Source organism: Burkholderia thailandensis E264, from assembly GCF_000012365.1.
GTDB lineage: Bacteria > Pseudomonadota > Gammaproteobacteria > Burkholderiales > Burkholderiaceae > Burkholderia > Burkholderia thailandensis.
The window spans coordinates 1,594,250-1,614,766 of the sequence record NC_007651.1 but is presented as its reverse complement, the minus strand read 5'-3'; the positions used below and the strand labels follow the sequence as shown (position 1 = coordinate 1,614,766).

General features: G+C 68.6%; 17 protein-coding genes. 10 read left to right on the top strand and 7 right to left on the bottom strand.

Annotation, left to right across the window (positions count from 1 at the left end):
• Window positions 1-433: 433 nt before the first annotated feature.
• A complete protein-coding gene (locus BTH_RS19480) occupies window positions 434-880 on the bottom strand; it encodes a winged helix-turn-helix transcriptional regulator (protein ID WP_009889480.1) in 447 nt (148 codons plus the stop codon).
• 285 nt (window positions 881-1,165) lie between these two features.
• On the opposite strand from BTH_RS19480, the gene BTH_RS19475 reads away from it, so the two are divergent.
• The 7 genes from BTH_RS19475 to BTH_RS19445 all read left to right on the top strand — a co-directional run bounded on the left by BTH_RS19475 (window position 1,166) and on the right by BTH_RS19445 (window position 8,669).
• A complete protein-coding gene (locus BTH_RS19475) occupies window positions 1,166-2,398 on the top strand; it encodes a MoaF-related domain-containing protein (protein WP_080511470.1) in 1,233 nt (410 codons plus the stop codon).
• Window positions 2,399-2,546: 148 nt separating this feature from the next.
• Window positions 2,547-3,125, top strand: a complete 579-nt coding sequence (locus tag BTH_RS19470; RefSeq protein WP_009889478.1) for a helix-turn-helix domain-containing protein — start codon at window positions 2,547-2,549, stop codon at window positions 3,123-3,125.
• On the top strand, window positions 3,122-3,649 hold the full coding sequence (locus tag BTH_RS19465; protein ID WP_009889467.1) for a GNAT family N-acetyltransferase: 528 nt from the start codon (window positions 3,122-3,124) through the stop codon (window positions 3,647-3,649). The genes BTH_RS19470 and BTH_RS19465 overlap by 4 nt, the downstream gene beginning before the upstream one ends.
• 344 nt (window positions 3,650-3,993) lie before the next feature.
• Window positions 3,994-4,608 (top strand): LysE family translocator, encoded by a 615-nt coding sequence (locus BTH_RS19460; RefSeq protein WP_009889466.1) that lies wholly within the window; start codon window positions 3,994-3,996, stop codon window positions 4,606-4,608.
• A 354-nt stretch (window positions 4,609-4,962) separates the two neighbouring features.
• Window positions 4,963-6,099 (top strand): glycerophosphodiester phosphodiesterase, encoded by a 1,137-nt coding sequence (locus BTH_RS19455; protein ID WP_009889465.1) that lies wholly within the window; start codon window positions 4,963-4,965, stop codon window positions 6,097-6,099.
• A 130-nt stretch (window positions 6,100-6,229) separates the two neighbouring features.
• On the top strand, window positions 6,230-7,672 hold the full coding sequence (locus tag BTH_RS19450) for an MFS transporter (protein ID WP_009889464.1): 1,443 nt from the start codon (window positions 6,230-6,232) through the stop codon (window positions 7,670-7,672).
• A gap of 202 nt (window positions 7,673-7,874) precedes the next feature.
• Complete coding sequence (locus tag BTH_RS19445; RefSeq protein WP_009889462.1) at window positions 7,875-8,669, top strand: sulfite exporter TauE/SafE family protein; 795 nt, start codon at window positions 7,875-7,877, stop codon at window positions 8,667-8,669.
• A gap of 297 nt (window positions 8,670-8,966) precedes the next feature.
• Here BTH_RS19445 and BTH_RS19440 read toward each other — a convergent pair whose 3' ends face one another.
• The 3 genes from BTH_RS19440 to BTH_RS19430 form a co-directional block, all read right to left on the bottom strand.
• Window positions 8,967-10,808: a S10 family peptidase gene (locus BTH_RS19440; RefSeq protein ID WP_009889459.1), complete on the bottom strand. Its 1,842-nt coding sequence runs from the start codon at window positions 10,806-10,808 to the stop codon at window positions 8,967-8,969.
• A gap of 604 nt (window positions 10,809-11,412) precedes the next feature.
• Complete coding sequence (locus tag BTH_RS19435) at window positions 11,413-13,509, bottom strand: D-(-)-3-hydroxybutyrate oligomer hydrolase (RefSeq protein ID WP_009889457.1); 2,097 nt, start codon at window positions 13,507-13,509, stop codon at window positions 11,413-11,415.
• A 120-nt stretch (window positions 13,510-13,629) separates the two neighbouring features.
• Entirely contained in the window at window positions 13,630-13,998 is a 369-nt protein-coding gene (locus BTH_RS19430) for a BON domain-containing protein (protein WP_025369802.1), read from the bottom strand.
• Between the two features lie 412 nt (window positions 13,999-14,410).
• Here BTH_RS19430 and BTH_RS19420 point away from each other — a divergent pair, with 412 nt between their 5' ends.
• From BTH_RS19420 to BTH_RS19410, 3 genes are all read left to right on the top strand, one after another.
• Complete coding sequence (locus BTH_RS19420; protein ID WP_011402059.1) at window positions 14,411-15,745, top strand: TAXI family TRAP transporter solute-binding subunit; 1,335 nt, start codon at window positions 14,411-14,413, stop codon at window positions 15,743-15,745.
• Window positions 15,746-15,842: 97 nt separating this feature from the next.
• Window positions 15,843-16,481 (top strand): 2-hydroxychromene-2-carboxylate isomerase, encoded by a 639-nt coding sequence (locus BTH_RS19415; protein ID WP_009889447.1) that lies wholly within the window; start codon window positions 15,843-15,845, stop codon window positions 16,479-16,481.
• 73 nt (window positions 16,482-16,554) lie between these two features.
• Window positions 16,555-17,502: a LysR family transcriptional regulator gene (locus tag BTH_RS19410; protein ID WP_009889446.1), complete on the top strand. Its 948-nt coding sequence runs from the start codon at window positions 16,555-16,557 to the stop codon at window positions 17,500-17,502.
• Window positions 17,503-17,573: 71 nt separating this feature from the next.
• Here the strand turns inward: BTH_RS19410 and BTH_RS19405 are convergent, their stop codons facing one another.
• Genes BTH_RS19405 through BTH_RS19395 form a run of 3 tightly spaced genes read right to left on the bottom strand, consistent with a single transcriptional unit; the run spans window position 17,574 to window position 20,490 of the window.
• Window positions 17,574-18,674 carry a FecCD family ABC transporter permease gene (locus BTH_RS19405; RefSeq protein ID WP_009889445.1) on the bottom strand — a complete coding sequence of 367 codons (1,101 nt, stop codon included), beginning with the start codon at window positions 18,672-18,674 and terminating at the stop codon, window positions 17,574-17,576.
• On the bottom strand, window positions 18,671-19,705 hold the full coding sequence (locus BTH_RS19400) for an ABC transporter substrate-binding protein (RefSeq protein WP_009889443.1): 1,035 nt from the start codon (window positions 19,703-19,705) through the stop codon (window positions 18,671-18,673). Before BTH_RS19400 ends, BTH_RS19405 begins: the two co-directional genes overlap by 4 nt.
• Window positions 19,699-20,490 (bottom strand): ABC transporter ATP-binding protein, encoded by a 792-nt coding sequence (locus BTH_RS19395; RefSeq protein WP_009889441.1) that lies wholly within the window; start codon window positions 20,488-20,490, stop codon window positions 19,699-19,701. Before BTH_RS19395 ends, BTH_RS19400 begins: the two co-directional genes overlap by 7 nt.
• Between the last annotated feature and the right edge of the window lie 27 nt (window positions 20,491-20,517).

Here is a 20,517-nt window from a genome sequence, read left to right as displayed (position 1 = left end):
CCGCCGATCCCTCGTATGTGCGTATCATCCTTAGTCTCCGTAAGTACGCTCGTAGTTATCGTGCTGCTTTATTTGCCATGACTATGATCCGATGAATGGGCCGTGTAAATCGACGCATGGTTCCAAACATTCAGATCTCGACAAACCTCGACCATTCAACGTTCTCAACGTTTTTTCAAACATCGTACCAAGTGATGTCAAATTCCGATCGAACAGCTTTCGCGCCGCTTTCTCGCCAGCATGATGAATGACGCAGCGCACCAAGGCAACCCTTTTCGCACTTTTCTCTCGTTTCACACGATAGAGGAAACAATGGCGATGATTCGATTCGCTTGAAAAGCGTCCGGTGGGAATAAAAAATCACATCGTCGCGGCATTTATTTTCTCGATTTTCCGCGACGTCGATGCCGATGCGCCGAACGCTGCTGATCACTCAGGCGCCCACGCAAGCCTGCCGGGCGTCGTAGGCCGTGCGTGCATCGAGCACGGCGTCGATGTGCGTTTCCGCCCACACGATGATCGGCGAGATCGAGCGCGCGAGCGTGTGGCCGAGCGGCGTCAACGCATATTCGACCGACACCGGCACCGTCGCATAGACGGTGCGTGCGACAAGCCCGTCGCGCTCGAGCCGCTTGAGCGTTTGCGACAGCACCTTCTGCGACAGACCTTCGATATGCCGCAGCAGCGCGTTGAAGCGCAGCGGCGCGTGCGACAGCAGCGCAAGGATCAGGACGGTCCATTTATCCGCGATGCGATCGAGCACGAGCCGCGTCGGGCATTCCGACGCGTACACGTTGCCCTTGAGCGGCGCGTCGAGAAGCGATGGTTTCCTGTCGGTAATCTGCTCACCATGGGGTGCGTTCTTTCGCATCGTTGCCATCCAGTCTATAGTTTCCACCGGTAACTACCTGCACCGTAGATACTAGCACCGTTTGCTCGACGGTCCGGTTCCATGTCGCACCGCGTATCGCCACATGCGGCAAGGCTTTCACGGCGACCGGCGGCATCAACGCTCACGCGTCGGCTCATCGATTCGTTTTGCTAACTTTCTTTCAGCGAGGTGATGCGCCCGGAAACCGATCCGACGATACTGTCCCGCTTCGACGCCGTCGCCTTGCTTGCTCGCGTCGCCCTTACAACGCCAAGACCTCTCAGGGAATCCTTCATGTTCTTACGCTCTCTCGTGGCGCTCGCCGCCGCAGCCGCTTCGATGCTCGGCGCGGCTCCCGCGCACGCGACCGGCGCCAGCGCGCCGCTTCAGATCGACGTCTACAATCCCGGTGAAAAAAGCCTCTTTGCCGTCTCGTCCGAGATCGTCACGGGCAAGACCGGCACGATCCTCATCGACGCACAGTTCCAGCGCAACGACGCCGAGGCGCTCGTCAACAAGATCAAGGCGACCGGCAAGCCGCTCAAGCTCGTCTATGTGAGCCACAGCGATCCGGACTACTACTTCGGCCTCGACACGATCAGGGCCGCGTTCCCGGACGCGAAGATCGTCGCGACGCCGCAGACGGTCGCCGCGATCAAGGCGAACAAGGACGACAAGCTCGCGTACTGGGGGCCGATCCTGAAGGACAACGCGCCGCGCGCGCTCGTCGTGCCGCAGCCGCTTGACGGCGACCGGCTGACGCTCGACGGCCACGAGTTGCGCATCGTCGGCCTCGACGGCCCGTCGCCGGACCGCACGTTCGTGTCGATCCCGTCCGCGCATGCGGTCGTCGGCGGCATTCCGGTCGCGGCGAACATCCATGTATGGATCGCCGATACGCAAACGCCGGAGTCGCGCCGCAACTGGATCAAAACGCTCGACCGGATCGCGGCGCTGCGCCCGTCGCGCGTCGTGCCCGGCCACTATCTGGCCAATCCGGACGGCAGCGAGCCGAACACGCTCGCGTCCGTGAAGTTCACGCGCGACTACCTGGTCGCGTTCGAGACGGAAGCCGCGAAGGCGAGAAATTCCGGAGAACTGATTGCCGCGATGAAGGCGCGCTATCCGAACCTCGCTGACGTGTCGTCGCTTGAAATGAGCGCGAAAGTCATCAAGGGCGAGATGCAATGGCCCGTCGTCGGCACGGCGTCCGCATTCCCGGCCGCGGGCAAGAAGGCGCTCGTGCAGTTCGGCGACATCCGCTTTCGCCTCGACTTCAAGGACGACCACACGATGACGTTCGTCGGCACGTCCGGCCAGTATCAAGGCGCGACCGACACCGTCGAATACAAGGCGACGCAGATCCGGCCGCAAGTGTTCATGGTCTATTGGCACGAGCCGAAGAGCGGCGACAACGTCGTGCATGTCGAAGACTTCGAGAACGGCGTCGTCTACACGAACATCGCGCACCGCAACGGCGAATTCCAGCACCTGAAGGGAACGATTCGCATCGAGGACGCGAAATAAACCCGCGTCGGCCGGCCGCACCGCCGCCGGCCGTGCGGTTACTTCCCGAAGCGGCGCCCCCTCTCCGCCCGCGCGGCGCACAAGCGTGACGTTCGTTCGCTCATCCGGCATCTAGTATCCTGGACTTTATTCCAGCATACTGGATCATATGGACGTCAACCAACTGATCGCGCGCCGGGTGCGCGCCCTTCGGGATCTTCGCGGCTACTCGCTCGACGCGCTCGCCGAGCGCAGCAAGGTGAGCCGCTCGAACATCTCGCTCATCGAACGCGCGCAGAGCAGCCCGACCGCCGTCGTGCTCGAGCGGCTCGCGAGCGCGCTCGGCGTGTCGATCGCGTCGCTGTTCGAGCGCGATCGCGCCGCGTCGCCGCTCAGTCGCGCGGCCGAGCAGCCGGTCTGGAAAGACCCGGCGTCGGGCTACGTGCGCCGCAGCCTGTCGCCCGCGGCGCCCTCGCCGCTGCAACTCGTCGAGGTCAAGTTTCCGCCCGGCGAGCGCGTGGCATACGACAGCGGCGAGCGCAGCGCCGATTTCCATCAGCAGGTCTGGATGCTCGAAGGCGAGATGGACATCACGAGCGGCGACGAAACGTGGCGCGTCGCGGCCGGCGACTGCCTCGCGATGCGTCTCGACCGCCCGGCCATCTTTTTCAATCCGGGCCGCAAGGCCGCGCGTTATGTCGTCGCGCTCGGCGCGGCGAATGCCGTCCGTACCGGGAGACACGAATGAGCGATGCGATCGACACGCGATGCGTCGGGCCGCACGAGGCGGCCGCATGCATCGACGCGCTGTCCGACGTGCTGATCGATTGCGTCGAAGGCGGCGCGTCGGTGAGCTTCATGGCGCCGCTCCCGCGGGACAAGGCCCGCGCTTTCTGGCGCGACGTCGCCGAGAGCGTCGCGCGCGGCGAGCGCACGCTCTTCGTCGCAGAAGACGCCGACGGCCGCATCGTCGGCACTGTCCAGATGATCACGCGCCTGCCTGAAAACCAGCCGCATCGCGCGGACGTCGCGAAAATGCTGGTTCATCGCGCCGCGCGGCGCCGCGGCGTCGCGCAGCGTCTGCTCGCCGCGCTCGAAGACGCCGCACGCGCGGCCGGCAAGACCATCCTCGTGCTGGATACGGTGACGGGCGGCAACGCCGAGCGGCTCTACGAGCGCGCGGGATGGCAGCGCGTCGGCGTCGTGCCGGATTACGCGCTGATGCCCGACGGCGCGCCGTGCGCGACGACGTTTTTCTACAAGAGGATCTGAACGGCGGCTCGCGGCTTCTTTGTGGCGCCTTCGTGGCTGCTTTGCGGCTTCTTTGCGGCTTCTTCGCGCCATTGCGCCCACTTCTCGCCGCACGCCGTGCGGGTTTCCGAAGCCGCGCCGCCCCCCAGCCGCCATCTTTCGATTGCCCGACACCGCGGTCGTGCTTTAAGCTCGCCTGAACGGCCGTTTCATCTGCGGATTGCGCCGTGCGCGATGTACGTTGCGTAACGCACGTTCCGTTTCCACGAGCATCGGCGCGCCGCCGCCGAAACGCGCGTCGGCCGTGTCGGGCCGGCTAGCATCGGCAGCCGCCGGCCCCGCGCTTCCTCGACGAGCGATTCCCCATGACGGTCAACCCCACTCTCGCCTTCATCGCGACGTGCATCGGCTTCGGCTTCATTCCGGGCCCGGCGCTGCTGCAAACCGTATCGCTAACGTTGCAGCACGGCCGCCGCGCGGGTGTGCTGTCGGCGCTCGGCATCCACCTCGGCGCGTTCTTCCAGATCTGCGCGGTCGCGATCGGCGCGGTCGTCGTGCTCGACACGTCGCCGTGGCTCTATCATGCGCTGCGCGTCGCGGGCGGCGGCTATCTGATCTGGCTCGGCATCCAGCGCATCCGCGCGCGCGCCGACGACAGCGGTGCGCCGTCCGCCGTGCCGAAAAACGTGATCTCGTCGAGCGCGCTCATCGAGGCGTCGAATCCGAAATCGGCGCTGTTCTATCTGTCGTTCCTGTTGCAGTTCGTCGACCCGTCCGCTTCGCTCGACGTCGGCTGGCAACTCTTCCTGCTCGGCGCGGGCGCGAACCTGCTGTTCTCGCTGGCCGATCTGACCTGCATCGCGCTCGCGCATCCGCTGCGCAAGCGCGCGGCGCCGGGCGGCGCCGCGATGACGATCGGGCGCTATCTCGCAGGCGCGCTCTTCATCGCGCTCGGCGCCGTCGCGATCGTCGAGCGCTGACGCGTGCGGGCGATCGAGCCGCGTCCCGCGCATCGCCGCCGACGCTCCGACGCTCCGACGCTCCGACGCTTCGGCTGCGGCCGGAACGGCGTCGCGCGCCCGTGCACGCCGACAGCGCCCCTCCCCCTCCACGCTACCGCGCCGCCGCAACGCGCCGCACGTCGATTCCGACGATGAGCGCGCGGCGTCCGGCATGACGCCGCCGGCACGGCGTACAAAAATAGACAGCTAAAAGTAATACATATGTAATCATTCGCTGCGACGATCGCATCCCGTCCGGCCGCGCGTGGAATCCGCCGCGCCGCCGCAACCTCTTTTTCCCCTGGCTCGCTTTCGTTTCACAAGATCGACGACATGTTCTTCAAGCGCTCGTTCGCTTTCTCCCCGGTCGCGCTCGCGTGCGCGGCGACGCTCGCGCTCGCCGCCTGCGGCGGCGACGACTCCGACTACACGCAGCCGATCTCCGCGAAGGTGCAGGTGGTCGGCCATCGCGGCGCGAGCGCGCTGCGCCCCGAGCACACGCTCGCGTCGTACCGCAAGGCGATCGAGGACGGCGCGGACGTGATCGAGCCGGACCTCGTCGCGACGCGTGACGGCGTGCTCGTCGCGCGCCACGAGAACGAGATCTCGGGCACGACGAACGTGTCGGCGCTGCCGCAGTTCGCGAGTCGCAGGACGACGAAGACGATCGACGGCGCGCAGCTCACCGGCTGGTTCACCGAGGACTTCACGCTCGCCGAGCTGAAGACGCTGCGCGCGCGCGAGCGCATCCCGCAGATCCGCCCGGCGAACACCGCGTACAACGATCAGTTCGAGATCCCGACGTTCGACGAGATCGTCGCGCTTGCGAAGCAGATGTCCGCGCAGGTCGGCCGCACGATCCACCTCTATCCGGAAACGAAGCATCCGACCTACTTCCAGTCGATCGGCCTGCCGCTCGAAGACCGCCTCGTCGATGCGCTGCGCAAGGACCCGTACACCGCGCGGGACGCAACCGTCTACATTCAGTCGTTCGAAGTCGCGAACCTGAAGGCGATTCGCGCGCGGATCGGCTCGAGCCAGCCGAACTGGAAGCTCGTGCAGTTGATGGACGAGCCGAAGCAGCGGCCGTACGACTTCGTGAAGGCGGGCGACCCGCGCACGTACGGCGACCTGTCGACGCAAAGCGGAATGCGCGAGATCGCGACATATGCGAACGGCGTCGGGCCGTACAAGACGTCGATCATCCCGGTCGGCCCGGACGGCGCACTGCAGCAGCCGACCCGCTACGTGCGCTTCGCGCACGAGGCGGGGCTCGTCGTGCATCCGTATACGTTCCGGCCCGAGAACAACTTCCTGCCGGCGCCGCTGAAGGACGGCGGCGCGGCGAGCGCGCGCAACACGGCGGGATCGGTGCGCGAGATCCAGGCGTATCTGCGTGCGGGCATCGACGGCTTCTTCACCGACGATCCCGCGGTCGGCCGCACCGCGGTCGACACGTTCCGCCGGTAAGTTCGTCTCGCATGCGGGCCGCGCACCGCCGCGGCCCGCGCGGAAACAAGATTCGCCTGTCAGCAACCGGCAGGAAGGCGGCTCACAACACGCTTACAATGCAGCCTCCCACCCTCCGGAGTCGTTCTCGATGACACACGGCCTGCACGGACCGAAGCGCTGGTATGCGCTCGTCGTTCTCTGTCTGGGCGTGCTGATGATCGTGCTCGACTCGACGATCGTCAACGTCGCGCTGCCGTCGATCGGCGCGGATCTGCACTTCACCGAAACCGCGCTCGTCTGGATCGTCAACGCCTACATGCTGACGTTCGGCGGCTGCCTGCTGCTGGGCGGCCGGCTCGGCGACCTGTACGGTCAGCGCCGGATGTTCCTCGCCGGTCTCACGCTCTTCACGCTCGCGTCGCTCGCCTGCGGGCTCGCGCACACGCAGTTCGTGCTGATCGCCGCGCGCGCGGTGCAGGGGCTCGGCGGCGCGGTCGTATCGGCCGTCGCGCTGTCGCTCATCATGAATCTCTTCACCGAGCCGGGCGAGCGCGCGAAGGCGATGGGCGTCTACAGCTTCGTCTGCGCGGGCGGCGGCAGCCTCGGCGTGCTGCTCGGCGGCGTCCTCACGAGCGTGCTCAGCTGGCACTGGATCTTTCTCGTCAATCTGCCGATCGGCGTTGCCGCCTACGCGCTGTCCGCCGCGCTGCTGCCGAAGGTGCGCGCGCCGGCGGCCGATGCGCGGCTCGACGTCGCGGGCGCGATCGCCGTGACGGCTTCGCTGATGCTTGCCGTCTACGGCATCGTCAACGGCAATGAAGCGGGCTGGCTGTCGACGCAAACGATCGCGACGCTCGCGGGCGCGGCCGCGCTGCTCGCGGCGTTCATCGCGATCGAGACGCGCGTCGCGCATCCGCTGATGCCGCTCGCGCTCGCCGCGCGGCGCAACGTCGCGGTCGCGAATGCGATCGGCGTGCTGTGGGCGGCCGCGATGTTCGCGTGGTTCTTCCTGTCCGCGCTCTACATGCAGCGCGTGCTCGGCTACGGCCCGCTCCAGGTCGGCCTGGCGTTTCTGCCCGCGAACCTGATCATGGCCGCGTTCTCGCTCGGCCTGTCCGCGAAGATCGTGATGCGCTTCGGCATCCGCCGCGCGATCGGCGCCGGGCTCGCCGTCGCGACCGTCGGCCTGGCCCTCTTCGCGCGCGCGCCCGCCGACGGCGGCTTCGTCGCACACGTGCTGCCGGGCATGATGCTCGTCGGCGTCGGCGCGGGCGTCGCGTTCAACCCGGTGCTGCTCGCCGCGATGAGCGACGTCGCGCCGAGCGATTCGGGCCTCGCGTCGGGCATCGTCAACACGTCGTTCATGATGGGCGGCGCGCTCGGCCTCGCGGTGCTCGCGAGCATCGCGTCCGCGCGCACCGACGCGCTCGCCGCCGCGCACGCGGCGCTGCCCGTCGCGCTCAACGGCGGCTATCGCGCCGCGTTCGCCTGCGGCGCGGCGTTCGCCGCGCTGGCCGCCAGTTTCGCGCTCGCGCTGCGCATCCGCGCACAGTCGGACGCCGCGGCCGAGCTGCACGGCGCCGCGCACTGAGCGGTGCCGTGCAGGAGGCGCCGAAGCACGGCGCCGCTCAGCCATCGCGGGCGGAACGCTTGACCCGACGCTCGCGGCCGCCCGTCGCCTCGGCCGCGCGCGCCTCGATCTTTTTGCGCTTTCCCGCATCGATCCGCGAGTTTTGCGACAATGCGAGATTCCATTCGCGCCGTCGCTTTCAAACGCCTAACGTTCTCCGCCGATGTCGTTGCCCCATATCGATCTGCTGTACTCCCTGTCCGGCGTCTTCGTCGGTTTTCTCGTCGGCTTGACGGGCGTCGGCGGCGGATCGCTGATGACGCCGATCCTCGTGCTGCTGTTCAACGTCCACCCGGCGACGGCGGTCGGCACCGACTTGCTCTACGCGGCGATCACGAAGGCGACGGGCACCTTCGTGCATGGGCTCAAGGGCACCGTCGAATGGCGGATCACCGGGCGCCTCGCGGCGGGCAGCGTGCCCGCCGCCGCGATCACGCTGTGGCTCCTGCATTCGCACGGCATGCACTCGCAGGCGACCAGCCGGATGATTCAGCTCGTGCTCGGCGCCGCGCTGCTGCTCACGTCGCTGTCGCTGCTGTTCCGCCCGCAACTCGCCGCGTTCGCCGCGAAGCGCACGCGCGCGCTGCCGCCCAGCCCGGCGCGCACGCTCGCCGCGACCGTGCTCACGGGCGCCGTGCTCGGCGTGCTCGTGTCGCTGACCTCGGTCGGCGCGGGCGCGATCGGCGTGACGGTCCTGCTGCTGCTCTACCCGGCCCTGTCGACGACTCGCATCGTCGGCTCCGACATCGCGCACGCGGTCCCGCTCACGCTCGTCGCGGGCGTCGGGCACTGGATGCTCGGCTCGGTCGACTGGGCGATCCTGGTGTCGCTGCTGATCGGGTCGGTGCCCGGTATCGTCGTCGGCAGCCATCTGTCGACGCGCGCGCCCGAAGGGCTGTTGCGCCGGATTCTCGCGACGACGCTCGTCGCGGTCGGCGCGAAGCTCGTGCTGTCCTGACGCCCGGCGGCGCGCATCGAGCGCTCGCCGGCATACGGCGCGTGCGCGCTTCGCCGCCGCGCTTCACCGCCGCCCGTCGCGTCCTTCCCTCCTTCGCGCCCCGCTCACGTCGTTCGTCCCGCTCGACGCCGCCGGCGAGCCGCCGCACCGCCACGTCGCCGCTCAAAAAAAAACGCCTCGCGAGCGCCATGCGCGCGGGAGGCGAAGATCGCCGCGAAACAGCCGTTCGCGCAAACCGCGCCGCCCGCCGCCGTCACACGGCAACGGGCAGCGCGGCCGAAAACGGCCAGCCTCGCATCACTGCCCTTGCTGTTGCTTCTGTTGCTTTAACTGCAGCGCCTTCTGCTGACGCAGCAGCACGCGTTGCAGCGCCTTGCGATCCGTGAGGATGCCGTCGTAGAACGTCGCGAGATCCGCCTTCATCGCGATCCGCGAGTTATCGTTCAGATAGATCATGTGGCCCGACGGATAGTATTTCATCGTCAGGTTCGCCGACTTGATCGACGGATCGAGCGGCATCTGCTGCAGCGTGAGCTCGGTCTGGTGGAACGGCGTCACCGCGTCGAAATAGCCGTTCGCCGACAACACCTTCAGGTCCGGATTCAGGCTCATCGTCGCGGCGAGATCGCCCGCCGTATACAGCGTATTGCCGCCGCCGCGGTTCGCGCCCGTCGGGTCCGTGTGGCTGAAGTCCCAGTTGTTGAACACCTGGTCGTTCAGATCGACGAACGACGACGTCGACACGTACTTCAGGTCGTTGTTGATGTAGTCGTTCCACAGCACCGTGTACGCGCCGCCGACGTTGCTGATCGACGGATCGTTGCTGCCCGAGTTCGGCAGGATGTACGGCGCGATGCCCTTGCCCGTGTAGTTCGCGCGCCCGTCGTACTGGCCGATCTGGACGCCCGGCACGAGCGTCAGGAAGAACGTGTACGGCGGGTTGTCGTCGGACGACGGCACGTTGCCGAGCGCGGCCGGATTGCCGAACGTCTGGATCAGCGAAACCGGATCGGTGCCGATGTACGCGCCCATCTGCTGCGCGGCCGCGAGGTTCAGGTTCAGCCGCACGTTGACGAAGCCGCCGTCCTGCGGATTCGGCGCCTGCGCGAGCGGCGCGAGCACGTTGTCCGCGTAGCTGCGCGCCTGCGCCATGTACGCGTCCAGATCGGCCGGTTTCGGGCTGATGGTCGTCTTGTTCCAGTAGAACGCATCGGCCGCGAGCGTCGGGAAGATGCCGATCGCGCTCACCGCGTTCGCGTAGTCGAGAATCGACGACTGGAGCGTGATCCCGTTCAGCTCGATGCCGTCCTCATGCAGCACCCACGACGTCACCGCGCTGCGCGCCGTGCCGTACGACTCGCCGAACAGGAACTTCGGCGAGTTCCAGCGCGCGTACTTCGTCAGGTAGCGCTGGATGAAGCGGTCGATCGAGTGCGCGTCCTGGTCGACGCCCCAGAAATCCTTGTTCTTCGCCGGTGCGATCGCGGCCGAGTAGCCGGTGCCGACCGGGTTGATGAACACGAGGTCCGAGCGGTCGAGCAGGCTCTCGGGGTTGTCGCGCAACCGGTACGGCGCGGGCGGCGTGAAGTTCGGGAACGACGACTGCAAGCGCTTCGGTCCGAACGAACCGAGCAGCAGGTACACCGACGACGAGCCCGGGCCGCCGTTGTAGAAGAACGTAACGGGGCGCGGCTTGCTCGGATTCGGATTGTCGAGCGTGTATGCGACGTAGAACATCTTCGCGTTCGGCTTCGACGTGACCGGATCGATCGTCACGAGGTGGCCGGCCGTCGCCGTGTAGGTGAGGATCTGGTCGCCGATCTTCACCTGCCGGTGCACGACCGCCGCGCCCTCCGTCGCGTCGGTGACCGCGTCGTTCGGCCCGGTGCCGTAGACATCGTTGTCGATATACGGTTGATCCGGCGGGAGCGCCGCATTATTCGCCGCGCCGGCGGCTGTCGCGTTCGTCGACGTGCTCGTGTTTGCGACGTTCGCGGCCGCGAGCGACGGGCCGCCGCCGCCGTCGTCGCCGCCGCACGCGGCGACGAGCAGCGCGGCGAGCGCGGCAGCGGCGACCGGCCGTGCCGCCCTGCACAATCCAAGCGCGAAACCGTCTTTCAAGGACTTCTGTATCTTCATTATTGCCCTCTCGAATAGAACGATAAATTCCGCCGATTGAAACGGATGATTTCATCGACGCGCCTCGCCAGGAATGCGACCGTTATGCGACGCGCACCCCGAGCATTTTCTCCGTGCGCAGCATCAGTGCACGGCACTATTTATCCGCCCGAATTTCCGATTCGACGTACTGGAATCAATTCCAGAATAAAACCGGCAATCGCGATGCCGATCGTGCGGGACGCCCCCTGCGTTCCGAGTAGACAAACCCGCCCCTGCGCACAGCCGGGCGGCCGCACGCATTGTTTTTCCCGAAAAAATAATCTTCCCTTCGATTTTCGATTAATCACCCACCAGGAATTCGGCGTGATTTTTCGAAGACCGAAAAATGTTTTCGAAAGGATTATTTAATAGAACGGAAATATATAAGCCACCTGTAATTTTTAAAAATAGGATCAAATACCGGCGCATATTAGAAGCGCCGGTCTGCAACGTAAAGTAAGAATTTGTTACAGAGAAACCGGCGAATCGCGCCTTTGCGGCGAAGGCTCGCCGGCCCATGAAAAACGGCCGGCCGCACGTATGTGCGGGCCGGCCGTCGTGACCAGCGAGCGCGCGCGGCGCGTCAGAGCGGCACGTCGATCACCCCCGCGTTCACGGTGATCGCGTTCGAGCCCGGCGACTGGACGATCGGCGGCAGATTCGCCGTCGACAGCGCGGGCGCGGCGCCCGGCACGCCGCCGCGCGGCACCGTGCGGATCACCTGCGACGGCGGCAGCGGCGCGCCGCTCTTCAGGTGATTCCACATCAGGTTGAGCGCCTGTTCGTCGTAGTAGTGAACCGGCACGAAGCGCGTGTCGAAGCCGGGCACCGACAGGAACGCGTCGAAGTGCTGGCCGTTCGTCACTTCGTAGAACGACAGCTGGCTCGCGCGGCCCTCGGTCGCGCTGTTTTGCGCGACATACGCGCGCGACGCGTGATTGACGGGCACGAGCGCGTCGCTGCGGCCTTGCACGATGATCGCCGGCTTGCGCTGCAGATTCGCGGCCACGCGCACCGCGTCGACATTCGCGCCGATGCCGAGCTGGTTCGCGGTCCACAGCTGGCGCAGGCAGAACGCGCCCGCAAAGCTCGCGTCCGGCGTCGCAAGCCGGTGGTCGACGCCGCCCGACGCGCCGTTGAACACGAGATTGATCCCGTTCGTCGGCGGCACGCCGTTGCCCGCGCCGAACAGGCTCGTCATCGGCGACGTGGCGGGCGGAGCAACGGCGCCCGTCACGGAGTTCGTCGTCGCGAAGCTGAAGTTGCAGAGGTTATCGGTGACGCGCGAGCGCGTGTAAGCGTTCGCATACGTAACCGCGATCGCCGGAATCGCCTGCGAATCCCACATCGGCGCCTGCAGCAGGTCGGAATCGGCGAGGTAGCCGGCCGCGTGCAGTTGCGCGAGCGCGTCGTTCGCCTGGCTCGCCGTATCGGCGCCCGACACGAGCCCGGCCGCCGCGAGCGTCGCGCAGCGCTGCACGCGAATCGACTGCGTGAGCCCGACGGGCAGCGCGCTGAGATAAGGCGCGCCCACCGCGGCGACGGCCGCCGCCGCGCATGGTTGCAGCAGGTTCGCGAGCGTCGCGTAATCGGCGAGCGGCCGGCCGAACGACGGCGCAGGCACGCCGCCCTGCTCGACGGTCACGCCCGGCGTCATGCGCACGTTGATCTGCGGCTCGCCGACGACGACCGCGGTGATCCAGCCTCGCGTGTCCTGCTCGGCTGCCGCGAGCGCCGCTGCGCCGCCGTTGCTGACCGATGCGGCGATCGTCGTGATGTCGCCCGGCCGATAGCGGACGCCGTGCCGCGCGCCGTCGATGGCGGGACCGAACTGCTCGTTCAGCGCCCAGTATGCGAACTCGACCGCCTGCAGCGTCACGCGCCCCCAGTCCTGCTCGGGATTCTGCTGCGAATGCGCATGTTTGTACGCGTAGCGGTTCGGAAACGCGCTGTTGAACGCGGCGAGCGCGCTGCTCGATTCGCTCGCGGTGAAGAGGCTCGCGCTGCCCGCGCTCGATGCGCTCGCGAGCGTGCCGTCGATCAGCGTGACGACGCCCGTGCCGATCTCGTGCGCGCCGTTGCCGCCGCCCTTGTCGTTGTACGCGACCGCGCAGCCGCGCTTCAGCCCCCACTCGCCCGCCGCGGCGATCGCGCCGTAGACGCCGCGCGAGCCCGACGACGTCGCCGTCACGATGCACGGATTCGCCGGATCGAAGCTCGCCGGCACCTGCACGAGCAGCGTGACGTTCTTGCGTCCGCTGCCGTCGTCGGAGTACGCGAGATATTCGGTGCCGGCAATCTTGCCTTCGCCGAGCGTATCGTTGCCCGCGAGGTCGACGTTCGGCCCCCAGAAGCGCCCGTAGCCGCCGTTCGGCGTGATGTCGACGAGCGCGCGGTAGTTCGAGTAGATCGCAAGACGCCGCAGTTCCGCCGCGGTCGGTTGCGCCGGGTTCGCGAAGCCGGGCCGCGTGTCGCTGCCGAGGCCTGTCTTGCCGAGCCCCGCCGTCAGCAGATCATCGCTCGCGCCGTCGTAGGCCGTCTTGCGCACGTTGCCCGAGACAAAGCCGGGCAGCGTGTTCACCTGCGCGTTGTCGTCGCTGTGGCATGCGCCGAGCAGCACGCCGAGAAGCGCGAGCGCCGGCAGCGACGCGCGCCTCGATCCGCCCCTGATCGTCGTCATTGTTGCCCCCAGTCTGCCTGATTGGTTCGAATCGCCCGCTCGCCGGGCGGCGCGCGCCGCGCCCAGGCACGGCCGGCGCGCGCGGCGGGCGGCGTCGTTGCGCCGCCCGCACGATCGCCGTCACTGCGGCTGCACGGACAGCTTGTTGTTGACCGACACGACGCCCGCGACGCCCTTCGCCGCCTCGACCGCCTTGTCGATCTGCGACGCGTCCGGCACCGAGCCCCCGAGCGTCACGACTCCGCCTCTCGCGCGCACGGTGATGTTCGACACGTTCACGCCATTCACCTTCGAGATCGCCTTGCGCACCGCGTAGCCGAGCTTGCGGTTCGATTTGCGCGCGGCCTTCTCGGCGGCCTTCGACGCGTTCTGCGCGGCGGCGGGCCCGCTCGCCTCGGCCGCGGCGCCGCTCCCCTGCGCGAGTGCGTTGCCGCACGCGAGCGCCGCGACGATCATGCCTGCGACAGCCTTCGATACGATCGGTTTCATGCGTTCTCCTGATTCTGGTTGTTTCGACGGGAACCGCGACAGCAAGCGATGCTCGGTCATCAAGCGGACCGCGATGCGACGCCGCACGACGGCTGCGCGAGATGTTGCGGGAAAAGCGCCGGCCCGGATGCGAACCGGCGCGCGGCGGGCCGATGCCGGCTGGCGTCGCGCCGGGTCGCGTCGCCGCGACCGAAGGACGCGCGGCGGACGGCGCGGCCGATGCGGCGAAGGCGGCCGCCGCAGGCGCCCACGCGGCCGTTGTTCGACAGATGAACGCGAACGCATGGCGGCCTTGCACAATGTAATCCACTCCACGCATGCGCGCCAAGTTCTCGCGCTGCGGCGCGGCGCTGCCGCGGCGACGCCGAACTCGGGTACCATCGCCGCGAACAGATCGCCCGCCTTCAGCCTCATGAAGCCAGAACCCACCCGCCGTTACCGGCCGCATCGCATCGTCGCGCGCTTCGTCGCGGTGTCGTGGCGCGATCTCGCGATGTCGATCGGGCCGACCGTCGTGCTCTCGGCGGCCGCGATCTGGCTCGCGATCGCGCTGATCCAGCCCGCGCCGCCGACATCGCTGACAATCTCCGCGAGCCCGCCCGGCAGCACGAACTGGCGCGCGGCGCAGCGCTACAAGCAAATCCTCGCGAAGAACGGCGTGACGCTCGACGTGCTCGAATCCGAGGGCTCGGCCGAGAATCTCGCGCGGCTGTCGGACCCGGCGCGGAAGGTCGACGTCGGCTTCGTGCAGAGCGGCATCGAGCGGAAGGAAACGCACGAGGGTCTCGTCTCGCTCGGCAGCGTCGGCTACGTGCCGCTCGCGATCCTCTATCGCGGGCCCGTGATCGAGCGGCTGTCGCAGTTCAAGGGCAAGCGGCTCGCGCTCGGGGCCGAAGGCGCGGGCGCGCACGAGCTCGGCCTCGCGCTCCTGAAGATGAACGGCATCGCGCCGGGCGGCTCGACCGCGCTGCTGCCGCTGTCCGGCGAGGACGCCGCACGCGCGCTGACCGAAGGCCGCATCGACGCGGCGTTCCTGTCCGGCGACTCGACGCAGATCCCCGTGATGGCGAAGCTGTTCCGCGCGCCCGGCGTGCATTTCTATTCATTCACGCAAGCCGAGGCGTACACGCGGCGCTTCCCGTACCTCACCGACATCACGCTGCCGATGGGCGTGTACGATCCGGGCACGAACCTGCCGCCGTCGGACATCCACACGCTGTCGCCGACCGTCGAGCTGATCGCGCGCGACACGCTGCATCCCGCGCTGTCGGACCTGCTCATCGAGGCCGCGCGCTACTACAAATCCGGCAAGACGTTCCTCTACCGAAAGCTGCCGTTCTGGGTGGCGAGCCTCGCCGATCGGCTGCTCTTCATCGTCGTGCCGCTCATCGTGGTGCTGATTCCGGGGCTGCGGCTCGTGCCGGCGCTGTACGGCTGGCGCGTGCGTTCGCGAATCTACCGATGGTACGGCGCGCTCATCGCGCTCGAGCGCAGCGCGCTCGGCGAGCACACCGCGCAAGAGCGCGTCATGCTGCTCGACAGGCTCGACGACGTCGAGGAATCGGTCAACCGGATGAAAATGCCGCTCGCGTATGCCGGCCAGTTCTACGTGCTGCGCGAACACATCGGCTTCGTGCGCGAACGGCTGCTCTCGCGCGAGTACGAAACGCCCCAATCCGCCTCGCCGGCCGCGCGGAAATCCGCCGGCGCGCCGCCCGCCGATTCGCGCCCGCCCGGCGACGCTTGAGCCGAAAATCCGTCGCGGCGGCTGCATTTGACCGCGCCGCCGCGTAACATTCAACAAAGAGGCCGCGCGTTGCGTCCTATTCCTCAGGAGACTCTCCATGACCGTCGGCCTCGACGCCTCCCAACCGATATGGTTCTACGACTTCCTGTCGCCGTTCTCATATCTGCTGCTGGAGCAACACGACAAATGGCCCGGCATCGCGTTCGCGCTCACGCCGGTGGCGCTCGCCGAGCTGCATCGCCACTGGGGCCCGCGCTCCGCATACGGCGTGCCCGCGAAGCGCGTCTTCACTTATCGGCACGCGCTCTTTCGCGCCGAGCAGCTCGGCATCCCGTTCAGGATGCCGCCCGCGCATCCGTTCGATTCGACGCGCGCGCTGCTGCTCGCGATCACACTCGATTCGGATGTCCAGGCGATCCGCGAGATCTTCCGCTTCATCTGGCGCGAGGGGCGCGACCCGTCGGCGCCCGACAACTTCGCCGAGCTGTGCGGCCGTGTCGGCATCGCGCACGACGACAGCCGGCTCACGTCGGACGAAACGCTCGCGCAACTGCGCCGCAACACCGACGACGCGATCAGCCTCGGCGTGTTCGGCGTGCCGACGTTCTGGCTGAACCGCCAACTGTTCTGGGGCGAGGACGCGCTGCCGATGGTGCTCTATTGCGCGCGCACGCCGAGCTGGCTCGAATCGAGCGAAGTCCGGCGCATCAGCACGCTGCCGTCCGGGCTCGCATGACGCCGCCCGCCGCGCCGCCGCGCGGGGGCGCAACGCACGGCGCGCGAGCCTGACGTTGCCCTCCCCGCTGCAGATGCAATCGGATCGAGACCGCGCCGCGTCGCTCGACATCTGGCTCGTGCGCGTGCTGCGCACGCTGCTCGTCGAGCGCAGCGTGACGCAGGCCGCGCTGCGCCTGAATCAGACGCAGCCCGCGATCAGCGCCGCGCTGCGCAAGCTGCGCGACGCGCTCGGCGACCCGCTCCTCGTGCGCGGCAAGACGGGCATGGTGCCGACCGAGTATGGCGCGTCGCTTCTCGGCGCGGCCGAGCGCGCGCTGCGCGACGTCGACTTCGTCGCGACGCCGCACGGCCCGTTCGATCCCGATACCGCGCGCCGCACGTTCCGGATCGCCGCGCCCGACTACCTGAACGACTTCTTCATGCCGACGCTCGTCGCGCGCTTTCGCGCGGCCGCGCCGCACGCGCGCATCGAAATCGATTCGCTGAACCCTTCGCTCGATCACGCGGCCGCGCTCGATTCGGGCGCGCTCGATCTCGTGATCGGCAACTGGCCGAAACCCGATCCGCGCTTCGTGCGCGCCGACCTGTTCTCGGACACGGTCGTCTGCCTGATGCGGCGCGATCATCCGCTCGCGCGCGCGCCGCTCACGCGCGACGCGTATGCGAACGCCGCGCATCTCGCGCCCGCGCCGTACATCGGCGCGCGGCACAACGTGATCGAGCTCGGCCTCGCGCGGGCGGGCATCGCGCGGCGCGTCGTCGCGACGCTGCCGTACTTCGGGCTCGTGCCGCAGGTGCTGCTTCAATCGGATTTGATCTTCACGACGACGCGCCGCTTCGCGATCCACTACGCGCAACTGCTGCCGCTCGTCGTCGTCGCGCCGCCCGTGCCGTTTCCGCGCATCCGCTGCTATCAGTTGCGTCACCCGGCGCCCGATCGGCCGACCGACGTCGATTGGCTGAGCGCACTGATGGCCGATGTGTCGGCCGAACTGACTTTGCGCGGAAAGCGGCGCTGAGAGCCGGCGAACGCGGCGCGCGCGATCGCGCCATGCGACGCGCGACGCCTCGATTCGCCGCGCGCCTGCGCTCACCGCCGCCGCATCAGCACAACGAAGAACGCGCCGCCGAGCCCCGCGGTCACGATGCCGATCGGCAGATCCTCCGGCGCGGCGAGCGTGCGCGCGGCGACGTCGGCCCACACGAGCAACGCCGCGCCGCTCAACCCGGCGACCGGCAGCAGCCGGGCATGCTCCGCACCGACGAGCCGCCGGCACAGATGCGGCGTCACGAGCCCGACGAAGCCGATCGCGCCGCTCACCGCGACCATCGCGCCCGTCGCGAACGAAGCGATCACGAACACCTCACGACGCATCCGCGCGACGGGCACGCCGAGCGACACCGCCGCGACGTCGCCCGACATCAGCGCGTTTAGTTCGCGCCGGCGCGCGAAGAGCAGCAGCGCCGCGAGCGCCGCGCAGCATGCGGGCGCGGCGAGCAGATCCCAGCGCGCGAGCCCGACGCCGCCCAGCATCCAGAACAGCACGGACGACGCGGCGCGCGGATCGCCGAGATACAGCAGCAGGTTCGCGAGCGCGGTCATCATGAACGACACCGCGACGCCCGCGAGCAGCAACCGGTCCGCCTCGAGCCGGCCGCGCCGGTATGCGAGCGCGATCACGAGCGCGGTGGCGGCGAGCGCGCCCGCGAACGCCGCGAACGACAGCGTGAACGGCCCGAACGCGGCGCCGAGGCCGAGCGTCGCCGCCACCGCGCCAAGCATCGCGCCCGAGCTCACGCCAAGCAGGTGCGGGTCGGCGAGCCGGTTCGCGGTCGCCGCCTGCAGCGCGACGCCGACCATCGCGAGCGTCGCGCCGACGAGCGCCGCGAGCAGCGCGCGCGGCAATCTGATCTGCCAGACGATGCTGTCTTCGGCGAACGATGCGCCGCTCCGGGCGAGCGTGTCGGCAGCATGCGCGTGGGCGACATGCGCATTCGTGACGCGCAGGTCCGCGAGATGCGACAACACGATCGCGACGACCCGCGCCGGCGCGATCGTCGTCGCGCCGAGCGCGGTCGACGCGACGATCGAAATCGCGACGAGCACCGCAAGCGCGGGCAGCACGAGCCGCACGCGCCATCGACGGCCGCGCGATGCCGGCGGTGCGTCGGCGCGCGCCGCGCCGCTCATCGCGCGGCCTTCGCGAACGCGCGCGGATGCAGGCCGCGCGCGATCGTCTCGACGGCCGCCGCGTTCTCGACGCCGGGCGTCGCCGCATCGTACGGAATCACGATGAAGCGGCGCGCGCGAATCGCCTCGACTTGCGCGAGCGCGGGCTGGCTCAGCAGGAACTGTTTCTTCTGCTCGGCCGTCACCGCCGAATAGTCGACGATCACGATCGCCTGCGGATCGCGCGCGACGACGCTCTCCCAGCCCACCTGCGTCCAGCCGCGCGGCACGTCGTCCATCACGTTGCGCCCGCCCGCCGCCGCGATCAGCGCGGTGGGCATCGCGAGCGCGCCCGCCGTCATCGGCTTGTCGGTGCCGCTGTCGTAGACGAACACGCGCGGCGGCGTCTTGACGCGCGCCGAGCTCGCGAGCGTGCGGCGCACCGCGTCGACGCGCGCGCGCATCGCGCCCGCGACCTGCGCCGCGCGCGCGTCCACGCCGAAGATCCGGCCGAGATTCGTCAGATCGCGATAGACGTCGTCGAGCGACGCCGGCGGCCGCCGCATCACGAGCGAGCACGATTCGGTCAGCTCATACGTTCGAATCCCGAATCGTTCGAGCGACGCGGGCGTGACCGGCCCGCCCGGATGCATCCCGTAGTTCCAGCCGGCGAAGTAGAAATCGGCGCGCGCATCGACGAGCGCTTCGAGCGACGGATAATGCGTCGCGAGCTCGGGCACGCCCGCGAGCGCCGCACGCAGCCGCGCATTGCCGGTCTTCCAGCCGGCGATGCCGGTGTAGCCGGCCATCCGCGCCTTCAGGCCGAGCGCGATCATCATCTCGGTGAGGTTCACGTCGTTGCTCACCGCGCGCGCGGGCGCGCGCTCGAACGTGACGTCGCGCCCGCAACTGCGCACCGTCACCGGGTACGCATGCGCCCGCGCCGCCGTCGCGACGGTTGCGGCCGCCGCCAGCGCGGCGGCCGCGAACGGCAGCGTGAACGCGGCGCGCAAGGCCGGCGCGCCGCGCGCGGCGGCTTTTCGTTTCAACATCGTTCGGCATCCTCCGGATAGATCAGCGTGACGCGCGGTCGCCCCGATACCGGGTGCGCGTCGACGATCGCGTCGACGCCGAACACGTCGGCGATGAGCGCGCGCGTCAGCACGTCGGCGGGCGCGCCGCTCGCGACGATGCGCCCGCCCGCGAGCACGTGCAGCCGGTCGCAGTACGCGGCGGCGAGGTTCAGATCGTGGATCGTCGCGAGCGTCGTCACGCGCAGCGCGCGCACGCGCGCGAGCAGTTCGAGCTGATGGCGCACGTCGAGATGATTGGTCGGTTCATCGAGCAGCAGCAGCGCCGGCTGCTGGACGAGCGCGCGCGCGAGCAGCGCGCGCTGCTTCTCGCCGCCCGACAACGACGCGAAGCCCCGCTCGCGCAGCGCCCACAGATCGACGTCGCGCAGCGCGGCTTCGACGACGCGCGCATCGTCCGCGGTGTCCGCGTCGAACAGGCGCTTGTGCGGCGTGCGGCCCATGCGCGCGAGCTCCTCGACCGTCAGCCCGAAATCGTCCGGCGCCTCCTGCTGCAGCACCGCGATGCGCTGCGCGCTCCAGCGCGGCGGCGCGCGCCACACGTCCCGCCCATCGAGCGTCACGGTGCCGGCATGCGGCCGCGCGAAACGGAACGCGCAGCGCAGCGCGCTCGTCTTGCCGCTGCCGTTCGGGCCGATGAGGCCCGCGAGCTCACCCGCGCGCACCGTCAGCGACAGTTCGCGCAGCAACGCGCCCGCGCCGGCGGGCGACCAGCTCAGGCGTTCGATGTCGAGGGTCGCGGACATGGGCATGCGTGCGTCGTCGAGCGTCGG

Coding starts and splice junctions, on each gene's coding strand:
- BTH_RS19410 (WP_009889446.1), top strand. CDS start 16,555: ATGCAATCGGATCGAGACCGCGCCGCGTCGCTCGACATCTGGCTCGTG.
- BTH_RS19415 (WP_009889447.1), top strand. CDS start 15,843: ATGACCGTCGGCCTCGACGCCTCCCAACCGATATGGTTCTACGACTTC.
- BTH_RS19420 (WP_011402059.1), top strand. CDS start 14,411: ATGAAGCCAGAACCCACCCGCCGTTACCGGCCGCATCGCATCGTCGCG.
- BTH_RS19450 (WP_009889464.1), top strand. CDS start 6,230: ATGACACACGGCCTGCACGGACCGAAGCGCTGGTATGCGCTCGTCGTT.
- BTH_RS19430 (WP_025369802.1), bottom strand. CDS start 13,998: ATGAAACCGATCGTATCGAAGGCTGTCGCAGGCATGATCGTCGCGGCG.
- BTH_RS19475 (WP_080511470.1), top strand. CDS start 1,166: ATGTTCTTACGCTCTCTCGTGGCGCTCGCCGCCGCAGCCGCTTCGATG.
- BTH_RS19445 (WP_009889462.1), top strand. CDS start 7,875: ATGTCGTTGCCCCATATCGATCTGCTGTACTCCCTGTCCGGCGTCTTC.
- BTH_RS19455 (WP_009889465.1), top strand. CDS start 4,963: ATGTTCTTCAAGCGCTCGTTCGCTTTCTCCCCGGTCGCGCTCGCGTGC.
- BTH_RS19395 (WP_009889441.1), bottom strand. CDS start 20,490: ATGTCCGCGACCCTCGACATCGAACGCCTGAGCTGGTCGCCCGCCGGC.
- BTH_RS19460 (WP_009889466.1), top strand. CDS start 3,994: ATGACGGTCAACCCCACTCTCGCCTTCATCGCGACGTGCATCGGCTTC.
- BTH_RS19435 (WP_009889457.1), bottom strand. CDS start 13,509: ATGACGACGATCAGGGGCGGATCGAGGCGCGCGTCGCTGCCGGCGCTC.
- BTH_RS19465 (WP_009889467.1), top strand. CDS start 3,122: ATGAGCGATGCGATCGACACGCGATGCGTCGGGCCGCACGAGGCGGCC.
- BTH_RS19470 (WP_009889478.1), top strand. CDS start 2,547: ATGGACGTCAACCAACTGATCGCGCGCCGGGTGCGCGCCCTTCGGGAT.
- BTH_RS19405 (WP_009889445.1), bottom strand. CDS start 18,674: ATGAGCGGCGCGGCGCGCGCCGACGCACCGCCGGCATCGCGCGGCCGT.
- BTH_RS19480 (WP_009889480.1), bottom strand. CDS start 880: ATGGCAACGATGCGAAAGAACGCACCCCATGGTGAGCAGATTACCGAC.
- BTH_RS19440 (WP_009889459.1), bottom strand. CDS start 10,808: ATGAAGATACAGAAGTCCTTGAAAGACGGTTTCGCGCTTGGATTGTGC.
- BTH_RS19400 (WP_009889443.1), bottom strand. CDS start 19,705: ATGTTGAAACGAAAAGCCGCCGCGCGCGGCGCGCCGGCCTTGCGCGCC.